This window comes from Mucilaginibacter sp. GW821-FHT07H05, assembly GCF_059418485.1.
In genome coordinates, this window is sequence record NZ_JBWKPY010000003.1 from 305,337 (window position 1) to 324,246 (window position 18,910).

The window sequence follows — 18,910 nt, forward strand, 5'->3', positions numbered from 1 at the left end:
ATAGTCGATAGACCATGGTCCATAGCAGAAACTATGCATGGTCTATGGACTATGGTCGATGGACTCGCGTTAGCGCACAAATCCCGCGGCTACGCCCCCATCAACATTCACTACGTTTCCTGTCGATTTGTTTAGTAATCCACCGGTAAGCGCTACGCAAGCGTTGGCAATATCATCAGGCAATATAATGGCGCCTAATAAAGTACGTTTGGCGTAATAAGCAGGCAATTCGGCCACGGTAATACCGTAAGCTTTTGCACGGCCCTCAGCCCAGCCACCAGCCCAGATATTGCTATCGCTGATCACCGCATCAGGGTTAACCACGTTTACACGGATCTTATCTACACCCAGTTCAGCAGCATTTAGGCGACTTAAGTGCAGTTGCGCGGCTTTGGCACTACCGTAACCTGCATTGTTTGGCCCGCTCACTAAAGCGTTTTTGCTAACGATGTTAATAATGTCGCCACCAATGTCCTGTTTTTTCATTACAGCAACGGCAGCCTGGGTAACCATAAACTGGCCTTTCACCAATACATCATATAACAGGTCCCAATCCTTTTCGGTATGGTCGGCAATGGTTTTAGAGATAGATAAGCCCGCATTATTTACGATCAAATCCACACCGCCAAATGCCAGGATAGCGGTTGCTACCGCGTCCGCAATCTGGTCGCCTTTGGTTACGTCCAGCACAGCTGTAGCATAAATATCCTTACCAAACAGCTTTTTAAACTCTTCGCCGGCTTCAGCCAAACGCTCGGCATTCATATCGTTCAGTACCACTACGGCACCTTCTTCAGCAAATTTTTTGGCGATAGCTTTACCAATACCACCGGCGCTGCCCGTAACTAAGGCAATACGGCCAGATAAAGCTTTTGGCTTAGGCATACGCTGTAGCTTGGCTTCCTCTAACAACCAGTATTCGATGTTAAAAGCTTCCTGACGTGGTAATGAGGTGTATTCTGAAATAGCTTCAGCGCCCTTCATTACGTTTATCGCGTTAATATAAAACTCGGCAGCAACACGCGCGGTTTGTTTGTCCTTAGCAAAGGTGAACATACCTACGCCCGGATATAAAATAACTACCGGATTAGCATCACGGATAGCAGGGCTATTGGGGTGCTTACAGGTGTTATAGTAATCTTCGTACATTTTGCGGTAAGCCTCAAACGCAGGGGCTAAACGCTCTTTTAACGCGGCTACATCGCTCAAATCTTCTCCCGGTGCCAGTTCCAATACCAGCGGACTGATCTTGGTGCGCAGGAAGTGGTCGGGGCAGCTGGTACCTAATGGCGCCAAGCGGTCCAGATCGTTTGAGTTGGTGAACTCCAGCACACGGGCATCATCGGTAAAATGACCGATCATTTTTGTTTTAGACGAGCAGAAACCACGCAGTATCGGCGCTAAAGCAACCGCTTGTGATTTACGTGCATCGGCTTCCAGGCTTTCTATTTTCTGGCCACCAAAGATGGGGCCTTTTTTGCCATAGTTTTGCTCCAGGTACTCGGCACATTTCTCAATCACCTCCAGGGTGTTCATGTAGCTTTCGTAAGCAGTATCGCCCCAGGTAAATAAGCCGTGCGACCCTAACATGATACCGCGGGCATCGGGGGTTTCATCCAAACATTGTTTCAGTTGCAGGCCCAGGTCAAAACCCGGTTTTTGCCACTCAACCCATCCTACCTTACCACCAAATAATTCCTGGGTGATCTTTTTGCCATCCTTGGCGGCAGCAATAGCTATCGCCGCATCGGGGTGCAGGTGATCGATATGTTTAAATGGTAAAAATCCGTGCAGCGGAGTGTCAATAGAAGGTGCTTTTGAAGCCAGATCGTAAATGCAATGGTTAAACAGCTCTACCATTTCGTCCTCGTGCTCAATACCCCGGTAAACATTTTTCAGGCTGCGCAAACGGTCAACATATAAAGCAGCCAGGCCGCTTTTTTTCAGGGTACCGATATCACCACCCGATCCCTTGATCCACATTACTTCTACTTCCTCGCCGGTTAGCGGGTCTTTAGCCATGGCTTTGCAGGATGTATTACCACCGCCGTAATTGGTCAAACGCAAATCGGCTCCTAATAAATTAGAGCGATATATTAATAAAGCTACCTCATCGCCGGCCAGCTCTGCTGCCTTTGCATCATCCCACAGGTAACTAACGTGTTTAAAATCAATCGTATTAACTGACATATTATTTATTAAATTATATTAAAATTAAGGTTTTATGGAGTTGCCATACCCCACTATCACTACCGAAAGGATAATGGTGATAATACCAACTATTACTGTTGTAAATGCTTTTGTGCTTACGCCTTTCCACTCTTTTAAAATGATGCCCCACATATTGGCCACTAAAATAATAAAGGCCATGTGCAATATCCACGAGCTGGCGCCATTACCCAGCTTACTTTCGCCCATGCCGTAAAAAAAGAACTGCAGGAACCAGGTTGTACCGGCTAAAGCCGAGAAGATATAATTCTTCAATAATGGTGTTTTGCTATCGGTATAGTTACTAAACGTTTTGTTACGCGCGTTTAATATCATACACCATACAAAGTTGGTGGTTAAACCGCCCCATAGTATTACGATATAAGTAACGTTGTTTTGATACAAAAAGTTACCCTGATTTGGGTGGACAGCTTGCCAGGCAACGTTGGCAGTTTCTGCCATGCTTTTACCCGCATCAATACCAAATGCAAAGCAAGCGCTTAATACACCTGATACGATAGCTACAAAAATACCCATGCCAAAACGGTACTCTTTATTTTCGTTAACTACCGCGCCGGCTTTAGCCAGGTCTTTTTCTTTCAAAGTACCCGCACGGCCGCAAATGATAATACCTACCACGCAAATAAATATGCCTAATAGCACTAACTGCCCCCAATGGGTAGTAGCCAGGGTGCTGATGCTATCCTTGCCGGCTGTTGGTACAAAGTTATAGTATACCGCAGGCACCAAGGCGCCGAATACCGAGCATAAGCCCAATATAATGGTACTACCTAAGGATACGCCCAGGTAACGTACGCCTAAACCATAGGTTAAGCCCCCGATACCCCATAACAAACCAAAGAAATAAGTAAGGAACAAAATGTTACCATGGGTGGTACGGATGATATCCATAAAACCCGGAACTGTTAAAAAGGCAGCCAACGGTGGAACGATAAGCCAGGAGAAGATCCCGCCTACTATCCAAAAGCTTTCCCAAGCCCATCCTTTTACCTTTTTATAAGGTATGTAAAAACTGCCTGAAGCGAAGCCGCCTATAAAGTGAAAAATAACCCCAAAAATGATTTGCATTGGTATATTTGTTATAATTGGTAATTGACGCAATAAATTTAGAAAAGCAGACTACAACAGCTATCATGCACTGTCATGGTTATATTACAAAGCCGGCTATCATGCACCATCATGATTATAGAAACTATATTGCGAAATTACCCCGAATAAATTTACATTTAAGGCCCCATTATTTACTAACCTGTTTTTGTGATAAGGCATGAAATCTTCTTTATTTTTAGAATACATTTATATTGATTATTACTCATCTACCCCAAAGTACCTGCAGTTAGCTAACTCTATTATCCAAAGCGTGCGCGAGGGCAAACTCACCAAAAACGATACCCTGCCCTCTATTAACGAGTTAAATTACAATTTCGAAATCTCGCGCGATACTGCAGAAAAAGCCTATAAGTATCTGAAATCCATTGGTTTATTAGGATCTGTACCAGGCAAGGGTTATTATATTAAAAACGCCGAGGCCGAACAGCAATACAAGGTGTTCCTGATCTTTAACAAGCTAAGTCCGCATAAAAAGATATTGTATGATGCTATTGTAGACGGCCTGGGCAACGAGGCCGCTATAGATTTTTACATCTATAATAACGACTTCGCTTTCTTTAAAAAGCTGCTGCAAAATAAAAATAACGACTACACTCACTACGTAATTGTCCCGCATTTTATGGATGGCGGCGAAAATGTACATGAGATAATTAATACCCTGCCTAAAGAAAAATTAATTTTATTAGATAAGCTGGTGCCCGGCGTAAGCGGCGAATTTGCTGCCGTATATGAAAATTTCGAGCACGATATCTTCCACGCGCTGGAGGAAGCATTGCCGCAACTGAGCAAATACAACACCATTAAGATCATTTTCCCCGAGTATACTTACTTCCCTAACGAGATATTAAAAGGCTTTTTTAGTTTTTGTATCCAGTACGCCTTCACTTATAAGGTAGTGCACAATATACAAACCGAGCCTATTAATAAAGGTGAAGTTTTTATTAACCTGATGGAGAATGACCTGGTGATCCTGATAGAACGGATCCTATCTACCAAATTAAAGATAGGCGAAGACATCGGTGTGATATCCTATAACGAGACCCCGCTGAAAAAGATCATCCTGAACGGATTGACCACCATATCTACCGATTTCCAGAAAATGGGTGAGATGACGGCTGATATTATTAAGAACGGCGCGCATACGCAAATGGAAGTGCCGTTTTATTTAACGATAAGGTCGTCGTTATAGTTATCATGTCATTGCGAGGAGCAGTAAGGCCCCTGTGCGATGGGGCGACGTAGCAATCTCGTAGTTTGCAAATCAAGCTACGAGATTGCCACGCTATCGCTCGCAATGACATGATGTTTTAGGCAGGGAGGGGTTTACTTCAACTCTAATACCACTACGCTATGCGCGGGTAATACTACCGATACGCTGTTGCCATCCTTTTTAGCGCCTGCAAACGAGGTTATCTTTAGTTTATTGGGGTTTTCGAAAGTATTGATATCAGTCAGGTTAGCCGATGTAAGGATCTGGCCATCAACTGTATTCCATTTGATATCACCCAAGTCGGTTTTGATAGCGATATCCTTAGTGGCATCCAGATTAACAAACGAGATATGTACCCTGCCCGAAGCATCCTGCGATGCGGAAGCATTAACCGAGCTGATCTTTTGGCCGTTCATTTCGTAATCAGGCACATCCAGTTTAATTGGCAGTAAGCGGGCATCCTGGTGCACTTTATACAGATCGAACACATGATAAGTTGGTGTCAATATCATCTTCTCCTTTTGGGTTAAAATGAGCGATTGCAGTACATTTACGGTTTGGGCCAAGCAAGCCATTTTTACACGCTCGCAATGATTGTTGAAGATATTTAAGTTAGTACCAGCTATCAAAGCATCGCGCAGGCTGTTTTGCTGATAAAGGAAACCCGGATTAGTGCCTGGTTCCACATTGGTCCATATCCCCCATTCATCCACTACCAGCGCTACCCTTTTATTAGGATCATACTTATCCATAATAGCCGAATGCTTGTTCAGCAATTCTTCCATTTTCAGGGTATTTTGCATAGTTTTAAAGTAATCAGCTTCGGTAAATTTAGTAGCCGATCCTTTATCTTTCCAATCACCGGTTGGCAGGGTGTAATGGTGCAACGCTAAGCCCCACATGCGGGTGCCTACGTTTTTCATTAACGATTCTGTCCAGTTATAATCAGCATCGCTTGGGCCGGTAGCTATTTTTTTCAGCTTAGCGCCTGGATAATCCTTGGCAAAAGCTGCGTAACGGCGAAACTCATTACTGTAATATTCCGGCGTCATATTGCCGCCGCAGCCCCAGCTTTCGTTACCTACACCCCAAAAGCTTACCTTAAAAGGTGCCGGGTGCCCGTTTTGCTTGCGCAGATTAGTTAGCGGACTGGCGCCATCGAAATTCAGGTATTCTACCCAGTTAGACATTTCCTGAACCGTACCGCTGCCTACGTTGCCAGATACATACGGTTCGCAATACAGCAATTTACATAGTTCTAAAAACTCGTGTGTGCCAAAGCTGTTATCTTCGGTTACGCCGCCCCAGTTGGTGTTTACCATTTTAGGGCGGTTAACGCGGGGTCCAATGCCATCGCGCCAATGGTATTCATCGGCAAAGCAGCCGCCGGGCCAGCGCAGGTTGGGGATCTTTATTTTCTTCAGCGCATCCACAATATCCATCCGGATACGGTCCTGTTTTTTTACCGGGAGGTTTTTATCTACCCAAAAACCATCGTAAATACCACGGCCCAGGTGCTCGGCAAACTGGCCGTAAATGTGTTTGCTGATGATCAGTTTTGAATCGTTGCTAATGGTGGCTTTAGCTGTTTGTGCAAAGGATGAAAAACTTGCCGTAGCTAAGCAGGCAAGCAGCGCAATGCCCGTGTATAATTTCTTCATATCAGGATTTGTATTGGTTTATACCTGTAAATGTAGAAAAAATTTAATAAATGTAAATAATACAATTAATATTATTTTTTATCTCCGCTCTGTACTATATTATCTAAACACATGATAGATTGAGTAAACTAAACTTGTTCCGTAGGAACATCTGGTTGGTAGAAAAAAAGGTACTAGCTGGTTTGCGTTCCATAGGAACGCTTCGTGTTATTCCGGTTCCTTAAAGATGTATTGCTCATCCCATTGCACATCAAATGCTGTTAAGAATTTCCTGTATTCATCTAAAAATGATTGTTTAGCATGATGTTTTTCCTGATTCTGAATATATTTCACAACATCACCTACCTGACTTTTAGCATAGGAGAACGCACCATATCCTTCTTGCCAAGCAAAAGGGTGCGAACATAATTTCTCAGCTTTTATCCATTTACTACTCTCCGTTTTTACATTTTGTATCAAGGTGGAAATTGACTGATCAGGCCGCATGCCAATAAAAATATGAATATGATCAGACATACTATTTATCTGAAGCATTTTATGCTGATTTGCCTGAAAAATACCGGTTATATATTGGTGCAGCCTCTCTTTCCAATCTTTGCCAATAAGTGCATCTCTATATTTTACCGCAAATATAAATTGGATATGAATTTGAGTGTAGCTATTTGACATGGTTTAGTTTCATGCAATTTATCAAATAATCACCAATCGTTCCTACGGAACGATCTAAATTTTAATTTGTGACTTTCTACCAACCAGATGTTCCTACGGAACAAAACAGCGTTTACTATCGCAAGTATATAGCTGGAATAATTACTTAAACTTTATTAGATTGTACTGTTATTCCAGCAAATCAATGTTGCAGTTTAGCTAATTCTTCTGATGTTATTTTTAAGATTGTACCATGCCTGATACCTTTTGGTAGTTTGATCTGGTCAGATATTTCGGTCCAGTTTTTTAGGTCGGTTGAGGTGATGGCGCCATATTTATGGTCGCGGTATTTATCAAAATATACGATCCATTTACCGTCAATCTGCAATGTGGTTGGCCCTTCCGCCCAATAATTGCCGGTAATCGGGTCGGATGGTTTGCTGTACGGACCGGTCAGTTTATCAGCGTAAGCTATTTTAATGTTCTTGTGCACAGGGCGTGGCGTTTCATCTTTAACAAACATGATAAAGCGCTTGCCATTGGGTACAATAGTGGCATCAATGCTGTTAAAACCGGGGTCGAACAATAATTTAGTGGGTGTATAGGTTTTAAAATCCTTAGTGGTGATGTAATAAATGCGGTGATTATAACCGGCCTCTAAAGTACTGTCGGGGTTTGGGAAACGGCCTTTAATGGTGGTTGCCCAATAGATCATATAGGTTTTTGATGATTTATCATAAGTAATCTCGGGCGCCCAGCAATTGCGTGCTCCCTCCTCTTTTTCCATTACGGGTAATTGCTGCTGCTCCGACCAATGTACCAAATCGGTTGAGCTGGCGTAACCGATGCCTTTATCGGTCCAGCTATCTGTCCACACCATGTGAAACAAACCATCGGCGCCACGGATAATGCATGGGTCGCGCATCAGTTTATCTTTGGATACCATTGGGGTAAGGAAGGAACTATCACCTTTCAGTGCCGTCCATTGCAAGCCGTCTTCGCTATAAGCTAAATGCAAGCCATCCTGCCCATTGTTTTTGAAATAGCTGAACAGGTAAACTTCCTTTGATTTTTGTGCCTCCGCTTTAAAGGCAAACAATATGAGTAACAGGTATATGATCTTTTTCATGGAGATATTTTTCAGGATGATTATTTAGGTAAAGCGCTAACCCTGAACCAGTCCACATCGGCATAACCAGAGTCATTGATCTGCGTTTCCCGGATACAGAACAGGCCCACCTTAGCCCCTATCCAGCGGCCAACTTCAGCTTGCAATTGCGTGCCGGCGTCTACAAAGTTTTGGCCATCGGTACTATAACTAAAATCGCATTTGGCGCCGGCACTCACTTTTACACGTAACCAAACAGTGGGATTGCTTAGCTTAGTAATTACCTTTTCATCTTCAGCTTTGCCTTTCACCGCGTCTTTACACAAATCAAAAACCAGGTACAAACCGTCTTTTTTACTCTTAACAGCAATATTAGCATAGCTGAAACCCATTACCGTTAAACCCGCCTTTTCATTTTCAAGCTTTGGGTTGGGTTTAAAGGTTAGCCTGGTAGTCATCATAAATTCATCGGCCGGGAACTTTTGTAACAGCACATTAGGTACATCCCACAGGTTTTTGGCATCCACAGGCACCTTATCCGAGTATAATCTTAACGATCCCTTAGCCGGGTTCATATAGTACCAGGTGGCTTTAGCGTTGGCCATCCATTGCCATTGCTTGCCTAAAGTGTTTCCATTAAATTCATCGCTTTCGGCAGGGGTTGTTATAGGATACACCTTGCCTACATTAGGTTTTTTGTAAGTAATTACCGGCTCGCCTTTACCATCGTTATCTTTATCAACACCAATTACCGGCCAGTCATTTTTCCATGTCATGGGTTGTAAATGCACTACCCTGCCATAAACCTCCTTATCCTGGAAATGCAGAAACCAGTCCTCGCCGGTCTGAGTATTTACCCAAGCCCCCTGGTGCGGGCCGTTTGTGGTACTCTTACCCTGATCCATCACTACCTTGCGTTCGTATGGCCCATAAATGTTTTTAGAACGCAGCACCAACTGCCAGCCGGTAGGCACCCCACCAGCCGGAGCAAAGATGTAATAGTAGCCATTACGTTTATAAAACTTAGGGCCTTCAATCGTTTCATCTATTTCGTGGCCATCGTAAACAATTACGCCTTCGTCAATTACTTTTGTACCGGCCTTGTTCAGCTTATTTACAGCGATGATACTTTTTATGCCTGCCCTGCTGCCCGCAAAGGCATGTACCAGGTACATTTGCCCGTCATCATCAATCAGCGGACAAGGGTCTATCAGCCCTTTGCCGGGCATCACCATTATCGGATCGCTCCAGGGGCCGGCCGCGTTTTTGGCTTTTAATAAATAGATGCCAAAATCGGGGTCGGGATAGTACAAATAAAACTCATTGTTATAATAACGGATAGCGGGCGCCCAAACACCTTCGCCATGGCGGGGTATGCTAAAATGATCGTAAGGCGGCTGGCGCAATAAGGCATGGCCTATGATAGTCCAGTTTACCAGGTCTTTTGAATGCAGGATAGGCAAGCCGGGCATATCCTCAAAGCTGGATGATACGAGGTAAAAATCGTCACCTACGCGTATAGCATCCGGATCAGAATAGTCGGCGTTCAGGACAGGGTTTTTATAAGTGCCATTACCCTGATCGGCTACCCACACCTTGGATACATCATTATTTTTATCAACTGTTTTTACCTGTGCATCACACAAATAAGCAACTGTAGTTAAAGCAAGCGTTAATATAATACGTTTCATAATTGGTATTGTAATATATAGGTTCGATGTTTTTGGCAGGTCAATCTACAAAGAAAAACACTAAATAAGCCGCTGTTCTCCACAGCACAGGATAGTTTATATGTTTTAATAAATATATTTGCTATACCAGTTAACCGTCAAAACTACGTTTATTTTATAAATGTGTAAAAACTTATTTACATTGCAAACAGCGCACTAAATTATTTGAGCCAATTAACCAATGAAAAAAACATTACTTACCGTCATAACATCGTTATCGCTGCTTATTAACGCGCAAGCCCAGCAAACCGAAAAATTTAGGCCTACCGATGAATCGTTGAAGCAATATCAATATCCGGAGTGGTTCCGCGATGCCAAATTTGGTATATGGTCGCACTGGGGGCCGCAGGCCGTACCGCGCCAGGGTGATTGGTATGCCAAAAATATGTATATGGAAGGCAGCGGACAAAACAAGTATCATGTGGCAAATTACGGCCCCCCATCCAAATTTGGCTATAAGGATATTATCCCGCTGTGGAAAGCGGAGAAATGGGATCCGGAGAAGTTAATGGCTTTGTATAAAAAGGCAGGCGCTAAATACTTTGTCAGCATGGCATCGCACCATGATAATTTCTTTTTATGGGACTCCAAAATCCACAAATGGAACTCGGTAAATATGGGGCCGCATAAGGATGTGGTTGGCCTATGGCAAAAAGCAGCAAAAAAAGAAGGCTTGAAGTTTGGTGTTTCCGAACACTTAGCCGCCAGTTTTAATTGGTATCAACCCAGTCACGGTGCCGATAAAACAGGGCCGTATGCTGGCATTCCTTATGATGGCAAAAACCCGAAGTATGCCGATCTATACCACGCAGCCAATCCCGATTCGGCCGATATGAAAAAATGGATCACTGATAATAAGGATTGGCAAAAAGAGTGGTTAACCGATGTAAACGAACTGGTTGACCTATACCATCCCGACCTGCTATATTCGGACAGTCCCCTCCCATTTGGCGATGTTGGCCGCACGATGCTGGCACATTTTTATAATGATAATATCGCTAAGAATAGTGGCAGGCTAACCGGAGTTTATACTCCAAAACAACCATCGGAAGGTAAATGGGCGCAGGATGTGGAACGTGGCGTGCTGGATTCCATCAGTCCATACCCCTGGCAAACGGATACCTCTATAGGCGACTGGTATTACAAAACCGGGCAGAAATATAAAAGTGCCGACGATATTGCCCAATTGCTGGCAGATATCATCAGTAAAAACGGCAACCTGCTGATTAATGTCGTACAGACGCCCGAAGGCGACCTTGAACCGGATGTAATTAAGATTATAGAGGATATTGCTGTTTGGACAACCGTTAACGGCGAGGCTATATACGCCACCCGCCCATGGAAAATATACGGCGAAGGACCATCTACCATAAAGACTAATCAGCAAAAAGGGCGTTTTGGCGGCCTGAGTGATACGCATGGTTACCAGTCGACTGATATTCGTTATACTGTTAAGGCCGGCAACCTGTACGCCTTTTGCATGAATGTGCCTGAAACAGATGTTAAGATGATATCCCTGGGTAAAAATACTAAGTTATTGGATAAGCCCATTGCTAATGTAACCCTGCTGGGCAGTAAGCAAAAACTAAAATGGGCGCAAAGGGACGATGCCTTGATCATAAGCAAACCTTTTAACATGCCTAAATGGAAGGTAACGGTCTATAAAATTGAATTTAAAAAATAGTGCAGACTGTATTAAAACACCTGCCACCGCAAGTTTAGCGTAGCATAATTTGTGGTACGTACAACTGAAGTCTTTAGACTTCAGACATTTCAGGCACAAGTTAATCCACAACATATATCCCTGCCCTTAAACTTGCGTCAGCAGACTGTTGAAAACAAAAAAGCCGGCTATTAACCGGCTTTTTTATATCTGTTAAATGAGACTAATTCCCCAACTCCGACATAAACTTGATGCGCATCAGCTGTACCTCTTCGCGGGTATAATCGTCGCCACCTAATTCAACAAGGGCATGATCTATGGAATCAACTTCGGCCGTGCGGAAATAATCAAATACTTCCTCCTGCTTGTCTTCGTCTATTACCTCGTCGATATAGTAGTTCAGGTTTAATTTAGTACCCGAGTTAACAATAGTTTCCACCTCTTTTAAAATATCTTCGTAGGTGATCCCTTTCGATGCCGCAATATCCTCCAGGTTCAGGTGCCTGTCGATATTTTGAATGATGTAAACCTTCAGTGCCGATTTGTTAGCGGCGCTTTTGATCACCATATCAATTGGGCGGTCTATCTCGTTATCCTCCACATATTTTTTAATCAGTTCGATAAAAGGCGCGCCAAATTTCATCACCTTACCAGCCCCAACACCTGAGATCTGTTTTAGCTCATCTGTAGAAATAGGATAATGTGTACACATCTCCTCTAACGATGGGTCCTGGAAGATCACAAACGGCGGTAATCCTTTTTGCTTGGCTATTTTTTTACGCAGGTCCTTCAGCATTTGCAGCAATTCGGTATCCAGCGCGCCGCCGCCACTTTTAGGATTATCATCGTCCGAGTCATCGTCGGTAGCACCTATCGGCCGGTTTAAAATAAAGCGGATGCTGTGCGGATTCTCTAAAAAGTCGTGCCCCTTTTGGGTCAGTTTTAATAAACCGTAATAATCAATATCCTTTGATAGATAGTTATCCAGCAAGGCCTGGCGCATCAGCGAGTTCCAAAGCAACTCGCCCTGCTCTTTACCCGATCCAAACGATTCCAGCAGGTGGTGTTCATAATGATGCACCTGCGGATTGTCCACACCCATTAAAACGCTGATCACGTGATGATCGTCAAACTTCTCGCCCAGCTCTTTGATCAGGCTTAATGCCCTGTGCAAATGCTCTTCGCCGTCAAACTGCTGTTTGTGGGCGCAGCAATTATCGCACATGTTATTACAGCCAGCCTCGTTAAAATTTTCGCCAAAGTAATGCAGGATCTGCTTACGGCGGCAAACCGACGATTCGGCATAGTCGATCACCTCTTTCAATATCTGCGTACCAATTTCTCTTTCCGAAACCGGCTTATCTTTCATAAACTTCTGCAGCTTATCAATATCCTTTTCCGAATAGAAGGCCACACAAATACCTTCGCCGCCGTCACGGCCGCTCCGGCCAGTTTCCTGGTAATACCCTTCCATGCTTTTCGGCATATCGTGGTGTATTACGTAACGCACGTCGGGTTTATCAATCCCCATACCAAAGGCAATAGTAGCAACAATCACCTCAATATCTTCCATCAGGAATTTATCCTGCGTATCGGCACGTACCTTGGCATCTAACCCGGCATGGTATGGCATGGCATTAACCCCGTTCAGGGTGAGTGCCTGGGCCACTTCCTCTACTTTTTTACGGCTAAGGCAATAAATAATGCCCGATTTACCGGTATGCTGCTTAACAAACTTTACAATCTCCTTCAGCACGTTTTGCTTGGGGCGTACTTCGTAAAATAAGTTAGACCTGTTAAACGATGATTTGTAGATAGTAGCATTGTTCATTTGCAGGTTCTTCTGGATATCCTGCTGAACCTTTGGCGTTGCTGTAGCGGTTAAGGCAATAATGGGGATGTTATCGCCAATATTACTAATCACCTGCCTGATCTTACGGTACTCCGGGCGGAAATCATGCCCCCATTCCGAAATACAATGCGCCTCGTCCACCGCCACAAACGATACGTGGTTAAGTCTTAAGAAATCAATATTATCCTGCTTGGTTAACGATTCGGGAGCTACATAAAGCAGTTTGGTTTTACCAGCCAGCACATCTTCTTTAACCCTGGCAATTTCTGATTTTGTTAACGAAGAATTTAAAAAGTGGGCAATACTATCTGACCCGCCGAAAGCCCTGAGCTGATCGACCTGGTTTTTCATTAATGCAATTAGTGGAGAAATTACTATCGCGGTGCCTTCGCTCATTAATGCGGGCAACTGATAGCACATAGATTTGCCGCCACCCGTAGGCATGATCACGAAAGTATCATTGCCCGACAAGATATTGGTTATAATCGCTTCCTGCTCTCCTTTAAAATTATCGAAGCCGAAAAAATTCTGAAGATTGTCAAAAAGAGATTTTTTTGTCTCTAACATTTATATACGTTTACGTCTGTTTTAAAAGTTCAAAATAACAAAATTTTCCATATAAACCATGCACATAGTTGATATTTTTAAATAAATATGATAATTGCTACAAACAATTCATTTTTTTATCCATTTTTATCCTCGTTATAACGGTGCTAATCTAACGCACAATTTTATAGAAATTGTATAACGATAAGCTTGTTTTAATTTTATAACGATCACTATTACGATAGTAAAAAACAAATGAACAAAAACTATTATGCCATTATCATGGCCGGAGGCATCGGAAGCCGTTTTTGGCCCATCAGCCGCACATCACACCCGAAACAATTTATTGATATTTTAGGAACGGGAAAAACGCTGATACAGCAAACTTACGACCGTTTTTTAAAAATATGCCCCCAGGAGAATATCTACATCGTTACCAACGAAATTTACAGCGACCTGGTTAAAGAGCAGTTAAAAGGTATTGGCAATCAGCAGATCCTAACCGAGCCCGTAATGCGCAACACAGCCCCTTGCGTAGCTTATGGCTGCTTTAAAATTGAAAGCCTGAACCCGGATGCTGCCATAGTTGTTGCACCATCGGATCATTTGATACTGGACGAGCCCGCATTTGTAGCTACCATAGAGAAATCGCTGGAAACCGCTACTAATAACGATTGCCTGATCACGTTAGGCATTAAGCCGTCGCGGCCGGACACCGGTTATGGTTACATTCAGTACACCGACAAAACCATTAACAGCGACTTCCATAAAGTGAAAACCTTTACCGAAAAGCCTACGCTGGAAATTGCTAAAACCTTTATTCAAAGCGGCGATTTTTTATGGAACGCCGGCATATTTGTATGGTCGGCTAAGGCTATTGTAAACGCGTTTGGCAAATACCTGCCCGATATGAACGATATATTTGCCGACGCCCGTTCGGTTTATAATACCGATGACGAGAAAGCGCACATCCATACCGCTTACCAGCAGTGCACCAATATCTCTATAGATTACGGCATTATGGAAAAAGCATCAAACGTATACGTATTGCCATCTGAATTTGGCTGGAGCGATTTGGGTACCTGGGCATCTATTTACCAACTGGCCGAGAAAGATTATGTAGGTAACGCCGTAATACCGTCGGACAAGGTGATCATGTATGATTCATCAAACTGCATGGTGAATGTGCCCGAAGGTAAACTGGTCATCATTAAAGGCCTTCACGATTTTATAGTTGTGGAATCGAACAACACACTGATGATCAGTCCGCGATCTGAAGAACAAGGCGTAAAACAAGTTGTTGCCGATGTAAAGCAACAGTTTGGGACGAAGTATATTTAAGTCTATAGTCTTAAGTAATTAGTCTTAAAGTCAGCATGATACGAAAAGTCCCGATTGTTAATCAATCGGGACTTTTCAATTTTGATGCTATTCTGGACTTTCGACTCAAGACTTAGAACTTGAGACTTCCCTCTGCCTTATCGCTTCGTATAAAATAACCCCTGTTGATACTGATACATTCAGCGACTCAATTTCACCAAACATGGGGATCTTGGCCAGGTGATCCGAGATCCGGATCAGCTCGTTACGGATACCCTCATCTTCCGAACCCATAATAATAGCTGTGGGCATGGTATAATCGGGTTTATAGATGTAATCATTGGTTTTTTCGGTACAGCAAACCAGTTGCAGGCCGCTTTCCTGTAAAAACTTAGCCGATTGCAGCAGGTTATCATGCCGGCAAACCGGGATATTGTATAAAGCCCCGGCCGATGTTTTAATCGCGTCCGGATTAATCTGTGCCGATCCTTTTGATGGGATAACAATGGCATGCACGCCGGCACATTCGGCCGTACGGGCAATGGCGCCCATATTACGCACATCGGTAATATTGTCCAGTATCAAAATCAGCGGCACCTCCCCTTTCTCAAACACCTGCGGGATAATATCCTCTATTTTTTGATAGGTAATAGGCGATATAAAAGCTACGGCGCCCTGATGGTTTTTCATGGTCAGCCGGTTCAGCTTCTCCACTGGTACCTGCTGGGCGGTAATTTGATATTCTGTCAGCAAGCTACGCAACTCATGCCATAACTCGCCCGAAAGGCCGCGCTGAATATACAAGGCTTCTATCTCCTTACCCGCGGTAATGGCCTCCATCACTGCCCTGATACCAAAAACCATCTGATTACTCTCGCGCTTTTCCCGGTTATGATCTCTATTGTTACTAAAATCTCTATGATTATTGAATGCCATGCTGTTAACTATATAAGGGGTCAAAAATAGCCATATTAATTAAATTGAGCGGATATAAAAAGTCTGCGAAATTTTAATCATTATTTTTTGATAAATAAGCAAAAATTTTTTACCAACAGTTATCCAAAACTACTGTATATCAATGTATTAATAATAATTACCAACATACCATTGTTAACAATAGAATTTAAAAATGTTTTAAATTATGAGCAATCAGCGTATTTAATTTTTTTAAATAAAAAGATGCTAACTACTGCTATATCACCCAATTTTTAGTATATTTTTGTTGTCCATAATTTCCGAAGACAAGCGATGATTTCCGATAACGAACAGCACAACAAATCAAACTTTAAAAGTAACGACCGCAGAGGGTTTAACCGAACCAATACATCAGGCAGTGGTTTGATAGGCAAACTACCACCGCAGGCGCTCGACCTTGAACAGGCCGTTTTAGGCGCGCTGATGCTGGAGAAAGACGCCTTGTCGTCGGTAATTGACATTATTAAACCAGAAGTTTTTTACGAAGAGCGCCATCAAAAGATCTTTGAGGCCATCCGGGTATTGTTTGAGCGTACCTCCCCTGTCGATATTTTGACGGTTACCGCTCAACTGCGTCAGCAAGGCGAACTGGAGATCATCGGCGGCGCCTACTATATTACCGAGCTGACCAACCGTGTGGCATCGGCAGCCAACATTGAATATCACTCCCGTATCATTATCCAAAAATACATTCAGCGCGAGTTGATCCGTATCTCAACCGATACCATTAACAACGCCTATGATGATACCTCCGACGTGTTAGACCTGTTGGATAAGGCAGAAAAGAATTTGTTTGAGATAGCCCAAAACAACCTGCGGCGCGATTCGCGTAAGATGGACGACCTGGTACACGAGGCCCTGAAAGATATTGAAGCCCTGAAAGATAAAAAAGACGGTTTAACAGGTATCCCATCCGGCTTTACCGATCTGGACAGGATGACCTCGGGCTGGCAAAAATCCGACCTGGTGATCATCGCTGCCCGCCCGGCAATGGGTAAAACAGCCTTTGTATTAACCTGCGCCCGTAATGCCGCTGTTGATTTTGATAAGCCTGTGGTAGTATTCTCGCTGGAAATGTCCTCGGTTCAGTTGGTTAACCGTTTGATATCGGGCGAAACCCAGATCGAACAGGAAAAGATCCGTAAAGGTACGCTGGAAGAATGGGAATGGCAGCAGATCCACTCGAAAGTTGGCCGCCTGGAACAAGCCCCCTTAATTATTGACGATACCCCCGCCCTGAATATATTCGAATTCCGTGCCAAATGCCGCCGTTTAAAATCGCAATATGATATCCAGCTGATCATCATTGACTACTTACAGTTGATGCATGGCAAGGCCGATGGCAAAGGCGGTAACCGCGAGCAGGAAATTGGCAGTATCTCCCGCGCGTTAAAATCGGTTGCTAAAGAGTTAAATGTACCGGTAATTGCGTTGTCGCAGTTAAGTCGTGCCGTTGAAAGCCGTCCCGGTGGTTCTAAAAAACCCATGCTGTCAGATTTACGTGAGTCGGGCTCTATTGAGCAGGATGCAGATATGGTACTATTCCTTTACCGTCCAGAATATTATGGTTTAACCGTGGATGAGGATAATAACCCCACACAAGGCGTTGGCGAGGTAATTATAGCCAAGCACCGTAACGGCGAAACAGGTACCGTACGCCTGAAATTTGTTGGTAAATACGTTAAATTCACCGACCTTGACCAAATGGATTTTGGTGGTAGTAATTCACCCGGCGCACCTTTTACCGGTTTAACGCCATCTGCTAATTTTGATAAACCAAGTAACTTTATTATCCGGCCATCCAGCATGAATGATATGGAGGATGAAAGTCCGTTTTAAGTGACGCTAAATGCTGATTAAAGTAAATTGATGGATATTGTTACCTATCTTAAACAGCCCTGGCCATGGTATGTTGCAGGCCCGTTAATTGGCCTGGTTGTACCCGCGTTGTTGTTATTGGGTAATAAAACCTTTGGCATATCTTCCTCTTTAAGGCATATTTGCGCGGCGTGCCTCCCCGCAAATATTTCCTTTTTTAATTATGACTGGAAAAAGGAAACATGGAACCTCTTTTTTGCAGCCGGTATCATCATTGGCGGTTACATAGCAACCAGCTTACTTTCAGTCCCCGGGCCGGTAAACTTAAATCCGGATACCATTGCCCTGCTTCAAAAACAAGGTGTTAAAGATTTTAGCGGTTTATTGCCCGCCGATATTTTTAGCTTCAGCAGTCTTTTAACTGTAAGGGGCTTTATTTTTATCATATTAGGCGGTTTTATGGTTGGTTTTGGCACCCGCTACGCAGGCGGCTGCACATCCGGACATGCCATTATGGGGATCTCATCCTTACAGTGGCCATCATTAATTGCTACCATTTGCTTTATGGCAGGCGGTTTTTTAATGACCTGGTTAATAATACCTTACCTACTTCAATTAACATAGCAGATGAAGCAATTAAAATATTTAATTCTCGGTATTTTGTTTGGGATCATCCTGGTAAAATCGCAGGTAATATCATGGTTCAGGATACAGGAGATGTTTCGTTTACAGGCGTTTCACATGTATGGAATTATAGGCAGCGCTATCTTCACCGCGATGATCTCTATCGCGTTAATCAAATATTTTAAGCTGAAAGCCATTGACGGCAGCCAAATTATAATCCCTGCAAAAAAATTCAACTGGGGGAATGTTTATGGTGGTTTAATATTTGGCTTAGGCTGGGCTGTTACCGGCGCCTGCCCCGGGCCGCTCTTCGCGCAAATAGGCAGTGGTTTTTGGGTTGTTACGCTTACTTTGCTTAGCGCAATTGCAGGCACATGGGTTTATGGCCTGCTGCGCGATAAATTACCGTACTAACA

14 protein-coding genes are annotated in these 18,910 nt (G+C 43.5%); 6 read left to right on the forward strand and 8 right to left on the reverse strand.

The features are described from left to right. Positions 1-69 precede the first annotated feature (69 nt). On the reverse strand, positions 70-2,190 hold the full coding sequence (locus tag AC07M6_RS09095) for a bifunctional aldolase/short-chain dehydrogenase (protein ID WP_494888695.1): 2,121 nt from the start codon (positions 2,188-2,190) through the stop codon (positions 70-72). Positions 2,191-2,214: 24 nt separating this feature from the next. Further along, complete coding sequence (gene rhaT / locus AC07M6_RS09100; protein WP_494888696.1) at positions 2,215-3,297, reverse strand: L-rhamnose/proton symporter RhaT; 1,083 nt, start codon at positions 3,295-3,297, stop codon at positions 2,215-2,217. A gap of 199 nt (positions 3,298-3,496) precedes the next feature. Between rhaT and AC07M6_RS09105 the strand changes: the two genes are divergently transcribed. Next, entirely contained in the window at positions 3,497-4,528 is a 1,032-nt protein-coding gene (locus AC07M6_RS09105; protein ID WP_494888697.1) for a GntR family transcriptional regulator, read from the forward strand. A gap of 134 nt (positions 4,529-4,662) precedes the next feature. On the opposite strand, the gene AC07M6_RS09110 is transcribed toward AC07M6_RS09105, so the two are convergent. From AC07M6_RS09110 to AC07M6_RS09125, 4 genes are all read right to left on the reverse strand, one after another. Then, positions 4,663-6,210 carry an alpha-N-arabinofuranosidase gene (locus AC07M6_RS09110; RefSeq protein ID WP_494888698.1) on the reverse strand — a complete coding sequence of 516 codons (1,548 nt, stop codon included), beginning with the start codon at positions 6,208-6,210 and terminating at the stop codon, positions 4,663-4,665. Positions 6,211-6,417: 207 nt separating this feature from the next. After that, positions 6,418-6,879, reverse strand: a complete 462-nt coding sequence (gene tnpA, locus AC07M6_RS09115) for an IS200/IS605 family transposase (RefSeq protein ID WP_494888699.1) — start codon at positions 6,877-6,879, stop codon at positions 6,418-6,420. Between the two features lie 181 nt (positions 6,880-7,060). Further along, positions 7,061-7,987 carry a glycoside hydrolase family 43 protein gene (locus AC07M6_RS09120; RefSeq protein WP_494888700.1) on the reverse strand — a complete coding sequence of 309 codons (927 nt, stop codon included), beginning with the start codon at positions 7,985-7,987 and terminating at the stop codon, positions 7,061-7,063. Between the two features lie 20 nt (positions 7,988-8,007). Then, positions 8,008-9,657, reverse strand: a complete 1,650-nt coding sequence (locus tag AC07M6_RS09125) for a glycoside hydrolase family 43 protein (protein WP_494888701.1) — start codon at positions 9,655-9,657, stop codon at positions 8,008-8,010. Positions 9,658-9,877: 220 nt separating this feature from the next. Here AC07M6_RS09125 and AC07M6_RS09130 point away from each other — a divergent pair, with 220 nt between their 5' ends. Continuing rightward, positions 9,878-11,380 carry an alpha-L-fucosidase gene (locus AC07M6_RS09130; protein ID WP_494888702.1) on the forward strand — a complete coding sequence of 501 codons (1,503 nt, stop codon included), beginning with the start codon at positions 9,878-9,880 and terminating at the stop codon, positions 11,378-11,380. 202 nt (positions 11,381-11,582) lie between these two features. Here the strand turns inward: AC07M6_RS09130 and recQ are convergent, their stop codons facing one another. Beyond that, positions 11,583-13,778 carry a DNA helicase RecQ gene (gene recQ / locus AC07M6_RS09135; RefSeq protein ID WP_494888703.1) on the reverse strand — a complete coding sequence of 732 codons (2,196 nt, stop codon included), beginning with the start codon at positions 13,776-13,778 and terminating at the stop codon, positions 11,583-11,585. Between the two features lie 234 nt (positions 13,779-14,012). On the opposite strand from recQ, the gene AC07M6_RS09140 reads away from it, so the two are divergent. Continuing rightward, on the forward strand, positions 14,013-15,098 hold the full coding sequence (locus AC07M6_RS09140; protein WP_494888704.1) for a mannose-1-phosphate guanylyltransferase: 1,086 nt from the start codon (positions 14,013-14,015) through the stop codon (positions 15,096-15,098). A 105-nt stretch (positions 15,099-15,203) separates the two neighbouring features. Here AC07M6_RS09140 and rlmB read toward each other — a convergent pair whose 3' ends face one another. Beyond that, positions 15,204-16,013 carry a 23S rRNA (guanosine(2251)-2'-O)-methyltransferase RlmB gene (gene rlmB, locus AC07M6_RS09145; RefSeq protein ID WP_494888705.1) on the reverse strand — a complete coding sequence of 270 codons (810 nt, stop codon included), beginning with the start codon at positions 16,011-16,013 and terminating at the stop codon, positions 15,204-15,206. Between the two features lie 312 nt (positions 16,014-16,325). On the opposite strand from rlmB, the gene dnaB reads away from it, so the two are divergent. Genes dnaB through AC07M6_RS09160 form a run of 3 tightly spaced genes read left to right on the forward strand, consistent with a single transcriptional unit; the run spans position 16,326 to position 18,908 of the window. Further along, a complete protein-coding gene (gene dnaB, locus AC07M6_RS09150) occupies positions 16,326-17,891 on the forward strand; it encodes a replicative DNA helicase (RefSeq protein ID WP_494888706.1) in 1,566 nt (521 codons plus the stop codon). A 30-nt stretch (positions 17,892-17,921) separates the two neighbouring features. Further along, positions 17,922-18,494 carry a YeeE/YedE family protein gene (locus tag AC07M6_RS09155; protein ID WP_494888707.1) on the forward strand — a complete coding sequence of 191 codons (573 nt, stop codon included), beginning with the start codon at positions 17,922-17,924 and terminating at the stop codon, positions 18,492-18,494. Positions 18,495-18,497: 3 nt separating this feature from the next. Continuing rightward, positions 18,498-18,908: a DUF6691 family protein gene (locus AC07M6_RS09160; RefSeq protein ID WP_494888708.1), complete on the forward strand. Its 411-nt coding sequence runs from the start codon at positions 18,498-18,500 to the stop codon at positions 18,906-18,908. Positions 18,909-18,910: the final 2 nt, after the last annotated feature.